This is a genomic window from Sutterella massiliensis, from assembly GCF_016899755.1.
Classification (GTDB): domain Bacteria; phylum Pseudomonadota; class Gammaproteobacteria; order Burkholderiales; family Burkholderiaceae_F; genus Sutterella; species Sutterella massiliensis.
In genome coordinates this window covers 1-623 of sequence record NZ_JACJJC010000210.1, presented here as the reverse complement: position 1 = coordinate 623, position 623 = coordinate 1, and the positions used below count along the sequence as shown (strand labels likewise).

Here is a 623-nt window from a genome sequence, read left to right as displayed (position 1 = left end):
CGTGGCAGGATTCGCACTTCATGCCTGCGGCCGCATGCTTGTCGGCAAGGAAGGTTTCGGCTGCGGATGCTGTTCCGGCGAGCAGCATGGCCGAGAAGATACCGGCAAAGAGAACGGCATATTTGGTTTTCATGGTCATCTCCCGGAAATCAAGCGTTTTCTTTCGCACGTTCTCGCGCCGAACGAGCGGCGATGCGCCCGAAGACGAGGCCGCTCGAGAGCTGTGAGCCCGGAATGTCTTCTTCGTACCAAAGACCGCCCGCAGCAGCGCCTGCGGCGTAGAGCCCTTTGATCGGCTGATCGTCAAGGTCGACCACTTCGGCCTTTTCGTTGATCTTCGGGCCGCCGAAGGTATTGGCGATGCCGCCGCTCATGGGAATGGCGTAAAAAGGCGCAGTCGCAACAGGATGCGGCGTTCGACGGTTGTGCGGCGGCGTGAGCTTCGCGCCTTCACCCTTGGCGATCGCTTCGTTGAAAGTCTTCACGCTTTCAACGAGTGCTGCTTCGTTGATGCCGGCTGCCTTTGCGAGCGCTTCGATGGTGTCGGCCTTGTAGACGGGACTGTTGAGCCGCGCAAAACGGTCGAGAAGTTTCGTAAGGATGTTGTCTTCGTCGTCGGTCTT

At 59.1% G+C, this 623-nt stretch carries 1 protein-coding gene; it reads right to left on the bottom strand.

Annotation, left to right across the window (positions count from 1 at the left end; all coding sequences use genetic code 11):
* Nucleotides 1–149: 149 nt before the first annotated feature.
* Nucleotides 150–623, bottom strand: a 474-nt coding sequence (locus H6A60_RS12205) for an FAD-binding protein (protein ID WP_205105009.1), incomplete at its 5' end; no start/stop codon positions are given.